This window comes from Cellulomonas sp. NPDC055163 (assembly GCF_053607065.1).
Genome location: NZ_JBSGSU010000004.1, coordinates 1 through 6,725 on the forward strand (window position 1 = coordinate 1; position 6,725 = coordinate 6,725).

Consider the following 6,725-nt stretch of genomic DNA (forward strand, 5'->3'; position numbering starts at 1 on the left):
ACCCGAAGGTGACCGGCCCGTCGCCGTGTGCTGTCGGCGGCTCAGCGCCGCCGGGTGAGGCTCAGCGGATCAGAACCCGCCGCCGAAGTCCTCGCCGCCACCGCCGGCAGGCGCGGACGCCTTCTCCGGCTTGTCGGCCACGACGGCCTCGGTGGTGAGGAACAGCGCCGCGATCGATGCCGCGTTCTGCAGCGCGGAGCGCGTGACCTTGACCGGGTCGTTGACGCCCGCGAGGAGCAGGTCCTCGTAGGTGTTCGTCGCGGCGTTCAGGCCGTGACCGGTCGGGAGGTTGCGCACCTTCTCGGCGACGACGCCACCCTCGAGGCCCGCGTTGATCGCGATCTGCTTGAGCGGCGCGTCGAGCGCGATGCGGACGATGTTCGCACCGGTCGCCTCGTCACCCTCGAGCTTGAGGCCCTCGAACGCGAGCTTGCCCGCCTGGATGAGCGCGACGCCACCACCGGCGACGATGCCCTCCTCGACAGCGGCCTTCGCGTTGCGGACGGCGTCCTCGATGCGGTGCTTGCGCTCCTTGAGCTCGACCTCGGTCGCCGCGCCGGCCTTGATGACGGCCACGCCGCCGGCCAGCTTCGCGAGGCGCTCCTGGAGCTTCTCGCGGTCGTAGTCCGAGTCCGAGTTCTCGATCTCGGCGCGGATCTGGGACACGCGGCCCGCGATCTGCGACGCGTCGCCCGAACCCTCGACGATCGTGGTCTCGTCCTTCGTCACGACGATCTTGCGCGCCGTGCCGAGGACCTCGAGGCCCACCGTGTCGAGCTTGAGGCCGACGGTCTCCGAGACGACCTGACCGCCCGTGAGGATGGCCATGTCCTGCAGCATCGCCTTGCGACGGTCGCCGAAGCCGGGCGCCTTGACGGCGATCGACTTGAACGTGCCACGGATCTTGTTGACGACGAGCGTGGCCAGGGCCTCGCCCTCGACGTCCTCGGCGACGATGAACAGCGGCTTGCCGGACTGGATGACCTTCTCCAGCAGCGGCAGCAGGTCCTTGACGTTCGAGATCTTCGACTCGACGAGCAGCACGTAGGCGTCCTCGAGGACGGCCTCCTGGCGCTCGGGGTCCGTGACCATGTACGCCGACAGGTAGCCCTTGTCGAAGCGCATGCCCTCGGTCAGCTCGAGCTCGAGGCCCAGCGCGCTGGACTCCTCGACCGTGATGACGCCTTCCTTGCCGACCTTGTCGAGCGCCTCGGCGATGAGCTCGCCGATCGCCGTGTCGCCGGCCGAGATCGAGGCGGTCGCGGCGATCTGCTCCTTCGTCTCGACCTCCTTGGCCTGCGAGAGGAGCTGGGCCGTGACGGCCTCGACGGCGGCCTCGATGCCCTTCTTCAGGGCGATCGGGTTGGCGCCGGCGGCGACGTTGCGCAGACCCTCGCGCACGAGCGCCTGGGCGAGCACGGTGGCGGTCGTGGTGCCGTCACCCGCGACGTCGTCGGTCTTCTTGGCGACCTCCTTGACGAGCTCGGCACCGATCTTCTCGAACGGGTCCTCGAGCTCGATCTCCTTGGCGATGGAGACGCCGTCGTTCGTGATCGTGGGGGCACCCCACTTCTTGTCGAGGACGACGTTGCGGCCCTTCGGGCCGAGCGTGACCTTGACGGTGTCGGCGAGGACGTTGAGCCCGCGCTCGATACCGCGACGGGCCTCCTCGTTGAAGGCAATGATCTTGGCCATGGGGCGGTGATCCTTCACTGTGCTCGTGGGTGGCCGCTCGGTGCCCGCGACGGACGGCCCACCTCCCGCGGTCATGTCCCGCGCGGGGTGGACCTCACCGGTCGGCCGGTTGATCCTGTCACTCTCCACCGGAGAGTGCTAAGTCAATGGTTAGCACTCGACCCCCGAGAGTGCAAGCAGCGGTCCGCTCGCGCGGAGGCACCTCAGGGCGTGAAGTCCGCCTCCAGGACGACCGCGATGCCCGCGGCCGCCTCGGTCGCGGACGGCAGCACCTTCGTGATCCCGAGCGCCTGGGCGACCGCATCGGCCGTCGCGCGCTGCGCCTCGTTCGCGTAGAACACGGTCGTGCCGTCGACGCCCGCGCCGGTGTGGTTGCCCGTGTCGACGTTGGTGAACCCGGCGGACGTGAGCGTCTCCGCGGTCTCTCCCGCGAGGCCCGCGACCTTGGCCGCGTTGAACACCGTGACGGGGGCCGCGAAGTCCGGCGCCGGGGCGACCGGGTCGGTCGCCGGCGGCTCCTCGGCGGCGTCGCCCTCGGCGGGGTCGGTGGCCTCGCCACCCTCCTCCGCAGCAGGGTCGCCCTCCCCCTCGGACGTCCCGTCGCCTGCGTCGTCCCCTGCGGTCGTGCCGCTGCCGAGGCCGGCGGGCAGCGTGACGTCCGAGTTCGCGAGGTAGAGCAGGACGCCCGCACCGAGCCCCGCGAACACGACGAGGACGATCGCGAACGGCAGCAGCGCCCGCCACCGTGAGCGGGGAGCACGGTGCACGCCGCGGGGGCCGTCGAGGTCCTCCGCAGCGTCGAACTCGTCCTCGGGGTACGGGTAGCTGCCCTTGCTCACGGCGGACAGGCTAACGGCTGCGACTGGGCGCAGCGGCCGGTTGACCCGCGTGCCGCACGAAAGGTGCGATCAGCGTCCACCCGGACGCGACGGCCCGGGCGGTGTGCGTCAGGCGTCGCCGCCGAGGCGGCGGGCCGTGCGCGCACGCTGGCGCGTCGAGCGCATCCGCCGCAGGCGCTTGATGAGCATGGGGTCGTGCGCGAGGGCCGCCGGGGAGTCGATCAGGCTGTTGAGCACCTGGTAGTACCGGGTCGCCGACATGTCGAACAGCTCGCGGATCGCCTGCTCCTTGGCGCCCGCGTACTTCCACCACTGGCGCTCGAACGCGAGGACCTGCTGGTCGCGCTCGGACAGCCCGGCAGGAGCGGCGTCGGCGTCGTGGGGTGCGGCGGCGTTCTCGGGGGTCTCCTGCGTCGAGGAGCCCGTCAGCGTGGCAGCGTCCATCGCGTCCTCCGGGGGGCTCGCGCTCTGGTTCGAGGAGAGCGGGGTGCAGCGGCTGGGGGGCCGCACGAACCCCGCCATCGTAGGCGCGAATGACACGCGTGTCATTCAGCACCCGGGCGGGGCGGCCCGCGTGGGCCGGCGTTCACCCGGCGGCTGTGCTGCAGGAGGTCCGCCCTGCACGGGGTCCGCCCTGCACGGGGTCCGCCCTGCACGGCGCTCGCACCGCACGAGGGCCGCACCCCCGCGCCGGGCCGGCACCGCGCGGGGCCCGCACCCCCGCGCGGCACGAGGCCCGCACCCCCGCGCCGCACGAGGCCCGCACCCCCGCACGGGCCCGCACCGCGCACGCTCGGTACCCTCGCCCCCGTGAACCCCGCTCCCCTGGACCAGCTCGTCGCACCCGACTGGGCGCAGGCGCTCGCCCCCGTCGAGCCGCAGCTCCGCGCCGCGGGCGACTTCCTGCGTGCCGAGGTCGCCGCCGGTCGCGGGTACCTGCCCGACGGGCCCTCGGTGCTGCGCGCGTTCCAGCGCCCGCTCGCGGACGTGCGCGTGCTCGTCGTCGGCCAGGACCCGTACCCGACGCCCGGTCACGCGATGGGGCTGTCGTTCTCCGTGCAGCCCGACGTGCGACGCGTGCCGCGCTCGCTCGCGAACATCTTCACCGAGCTCGTGGCCGACACGGGGGTCACGCCCCCGACGTCCGGGGACCTCTCGCCGTGGGCCGACCAGGGCGTCATGCTGCTCAACCGGGTCCTGACCGTGCGGCCGGGCGCGCCCGCGTCGCACCGCGGCAAGGGGTGGGAGGCCGTGACCGACCGGGCCATCGAGGCGCTCGTCGAGCGCGGCGGCCCCCTCGTCGCGGTGCTGTGGGGCCGCGACGCGCAGTCGCTGCGCGGCGCCCTCGGCAGCGTGCCGCGCGTCGAGAGCGTGCACCCGAGCCCGCTGTCCGCGCACCGCGGCTTCCTCGGCTCGCGGCCGTTCTCGACGGTCAACGCGCTGCTCGTCGAGCAGGGGGCCGAGCCCGTGGACTGGTCGCTGCCCTGAGCCCGGTTCCGGGGCGGCACGGGGCACGCACGGCAGGGTAGGCGCCGACCCCTCGCCCGACTGCGGGACGCGCGACGGGTCGGGGCGCGCGAGCCGCGGCCTGAACGCGTCGGTGGCCGGCGGCACAATGGGACGGTGAGCACCCCCGCGCAGAGCCCCTCACCCGTCCCCGAGCAGGATCCGCAGCACAGCCCGGGCGCGCACCCCGGCTCGGGCCCGGCTCCCGGCGCGGTCGACACCCTCCCCTGGCGCCGCTACGTCGCGATCGGCGACTCGTTCACCGAGGGGCTGTGGGACCAGCCCGCGCCCGACGGCGAGTGCCGCGGCTGGGCGGACGTGCTGGCGCTGCACCTCTCGACCCGGCGCACCGCCGCCGGCGACGACCCGCTCGTGTACGCGAACCTCGCGATCCGCGGTCGCCTGCTCCGGGCGATCCTCGCCGAGCAGCTGCCCGAGGCGCTCGCGATGCAGCCGGACCTCGTGAGCCTCGTCGGCGGCGGCAACGACATCCTGCGTCCGCAGGCCGACGTCGACGCGCTGGCCAGCTCGCTCGAGGACGCCGTGGTGCGGATCCGGGCCACCGGCGCCGACGTCCTGCTCGCGACCGGCGTCGACTCGACGGACAGCCCGATCGTGCGCCGCACCCGCGGACGCGTCGGGATCTACAACGCGCACGTGTGGTCGATCGCGCGGCGCCACGGCGGCCACGTGGTCGACCTGTGGGGCATGCGCTCGCTGCGGGACTGGCGCATGTGGGCGCCCGACCGGATCCACCTGACCGAGGACGGCCACGCCCGGGTCGCGCAGGCCGCGCTCGTCGCGCTCGGGCTCGCCCCCGACGACGCCGCGTGGGACGACCCGCTCACGCCGCTGCCGACCCCGCCGCGCCTGCAGAAGGCCCGCGAGGACGCGCAGTGGCTGCGGGAGCACGTCTACCCGTGGGCGACGCGCCGGCTGCGCGGACGCTCGTCGGGGGACACGCGCGTCGCGAAGCGCCCGCACCTCGAGCCCGTCGAGGCGCGCGGCGAGCAACCGGGAGAGTAGCCGCGCGGCAGGACGCGTCGGGTCCTCGACGGCCCCGGCGACGCGCTCCACCCGTGCCCCGGCGGCGACGCCGACCCGACGCGGGGCCCCCGGTCAGCCTTCGCGGTGCGGCTCCCCGAGGCGACCGTACCCACCGCGTGAGCCCGCGCGGGTGAACCGCGCACGGACCGCCCACGCGCGGGGCCCGGCGCTGTCACCATGTCGAGCCGGACGGCCGCCATCCCGAGCCGGACCGCCGCGTCGACGAGGAGGAGACCGTGGGCTACTTCGGCGTGCACCTGCACACCGACGGGGCGTGGCGCGACGACGCCGCGCCGCTCGCGCCGTTCCTGCGCGTCGAGATCCACGACTCGGACCTCGCGATCGTGTCGTTCTGGAGCACCGGCGCCGCGGGCCTCTTCTACCTGGGCTGCCAGCCGCGCGACTACTTCGACGACCCCGCCGCGAGCCGGGCGGTCGACAACGACACCGAGACCGCGGCGTTCGTCGTGTGGGCGCGCGACGTGCTCGGGGTGGGGCTCGACGCCGGGTCCGTGCGGCCGCTGCTCGCGGACGCGGGGGCCGACGGCGAACCCGTCGACGTGTTCGTCGAGGCGACGCTCGCGCGCCTGCTCCAGCAGCTGCGCCTCCCGCTGCCGTCGGAGCTCGCGGACGACTGAGCCCACGTCGGGCGACTCCGGGCCTGGCCGCGACGTGGCCCGACGCTGCCGCGACGCCGTCCGACGAGGCCGCCGCCGCACGTGGGCCGCGCAGCCGGCTCAGGCACAGCACAGCCGGCCCACGAGCCTCGGCGCCGGCTCACGAGCAGCGCGGCGCCGGCTGGTCGATGCGCCCGACGGTGCTCGCCGTCGGGTAGATCCGCGTGATCGACAGAACGGCGGCGACCTCGCCCACGTTGCTCACGTGGTGCAGCCCTGTCTCGGTGAACGACTGACCCGGACCGAAGACCTCGCCCGCGCCGCAGCCGGTGCGCCGCTCGACGACGCCCTCCTTCACGACCGCGACGACGATCCCGGGGTGCGAGTGCCAGCCGGAGTACGAGCCGACGGGGTACGTGAGCTCGAACGTCGTGACGGTCGTCGGCGTCTTGGTCTTGAGCTCGATGCCGTCCTGCGACACCTTCGCGGGACCGTTCTCGCTGCCCGCGAGCTCCCCCGTGACCAGGTTCGCGGAGCTCGGCGCGGACGGGCTCGGTGCCGGTGGCGTCGCGACGGCGGTCGAGCCGGCCGAGGCCAGGTAGGCGCCGGTCGCGAGCACCGCGAGGGCGAGCGGGACGCCGAGCGTCAGGCGGGTGTTCTTCATGACAGCCTCCCCCAGGGTCAGGCTGCCATCGTCGCGCGCACGGGCCGCGGCGAATGGGCCGCGGTCGCGGGCTGCACGATCGTGCACGGGCCGCGCGGTGGCGCGGGCCGAGACGGGCTGCGCTGCGGCGACGGGCTGAGTGGCAGCGACGACGTGCGCGGCGGGAACGGGCACCGCGGCGCTGGGAGCCCCCTATCGGATTCGAACCGATGACCCCCTGTTTACAAGACAGGTGCTCTGGCCAGCTGAGCTAAGGAGGCGGGGGGGGGGGGGGGGGGTGCCTAGGGCAGGCCGCCTAAGACGGGTACCGCGCCGGCTGTGAGCGGGCGGGTTAGCGGGGAGCACCTAGGCTTAGAG

Annotated in this window: 7 protein-coding genes and 1 tRNA gene; 3 read left to right on the top strand and 5 right to left on the bottom strand. The window is 74.1% G+C overall.

Going from position 1 to position 6,725, the window contains the following annotated elements:
• Positions 1-69: 69 nt before the first annotated feature.
• The 3 genes from groL to ACWFNE_RS08515 form a co-directional block, all read right to left on the bottom strand.
• On the bottom strand, positions 70-1,695 hold the full coding sequence (gene groL, locus ACWFNE_RS08505; RefSeq protein ID WP_183298103.1) for a chaperonin GroEL: 1,626 nt from the start codon (positions 1,693-1,695) through the stop codon (positions 70-72).
• Between the two features lie 203 nt (positions 1,696-1,898).
• Positions 1,899-2,534: a LytR C-terminal domain-containing protein gene (locus tag ACWFNE_RS08510; protein ID WP_452121992.1), complete on the bottom strand. Its 636-nt coding sequence runs from the start codon at positions 2,532-2,534 to the stop codon at positions 1,899-1,901.
• 108 nt (positions 2,535-2,642) lie between these two features.
• Positions 2,643-2,978: a DUF3263 domain-containing protein gene (locus ACWFNE_RS08515; protein ID WP_452121993.1), complete on the bottom strand. Its 336-nt coding sequence runs from the start codon at positions 2,976-2,978 to the stop codon at positions 2,643-2,645.
• A gap of 366 nt (positions 2,979-3,344) precedes the next feature.
• Between ACWFNE_RS08515 and ACWFNE_RS08520 the strand changes: the two genes are divergently transcribed.
• The 3 genes from ACWFNE_RS08520 (at position 3,345) to ACWFNE_RS08530 (ending at position 5,725) form a co-directional block, all read left to right on the top strand.
• Positions 3,345-4,022, top strand: coding sequence for a uracil-DNA glycosylase (locus ACWFNE_RS08520; RefSeq protein ID WP_452121994.1), 678 nt, complete (start codon positions 3,345-3,347; stop codon positions 4,020-4,022).
• Positions 4,023-4,286: 264 nt separating this feature from the next.
• The gene (locus ACWFNE_RS08525; protein ID WP_452122368.1) at positions 4,287-5,066 is read left to right on the top strand and encodes an SGNH/GDSL hydrolase family protein; all 780 of its coding nucleotides are present in this window, start codon (positions 4,287-4,289) and stop codon (positions 5,064-5,066) included.
• A gap of 257 nt (positions 5,067-5,323) precedes the next feature.
• Positions 5,324-5,725, top strand: coding sequence for a hypothetical protein (locus tag ACWFNE_RS08530; protein ID WP_452121995.1), 402 nt, complete (start codon positions 5,324-5,326; stop codon positions 5,723-5,725).
• A gap of 139 nt (positions 5,726-5,864) precedes the next feature.
• Here the strand turns inward: ACWFNE_RS08530 and ACWFNE_RS08535 are convergent, their stop codons facing one another.
• Positions 5,865-6,368, bottom strand: a complete 504-nt coding sequence (locus ACWFNE_RS08535) for a hypothetical protein (protein ID WP_452121996.1) — start codon at positions 6,366-6,368, stop codon at positions 5,865-5,867.
• Between the two features lie 186 nt (positions 6,369-6,554).
• Positions 6,555-6,628 (bottom strand) — tRNA-Thr (locus ACWFNE_RS08540).
• Between the last annotated feature and the right edge of the window lie 97 nt (positions 6,629-6,725).

Coding starts and splice junctions, on each gene's coding strand:
- groL (WP_183298103.1), bottom strand. CDS start 1,695: ATGGCCAAGATCATTGCCTTCAACGAGGAGGCCCGTCGCGGTATCGAG.
- ACWFNE_RS08515 (WP_452121993.1), bottom strand. CDS start 2,978: ATGGACGCTGCCACGCTGACGGGCTCCTCGACGCAGGAGACCCCCGAG.
- ACWFNE_RS08535 (WP_452121996.1), bottom strand. CDS start 6,368: ATGAAGAACACCCGCCTGACGCTCGGCGTCCCGCTCGCCCTCGCGGTG.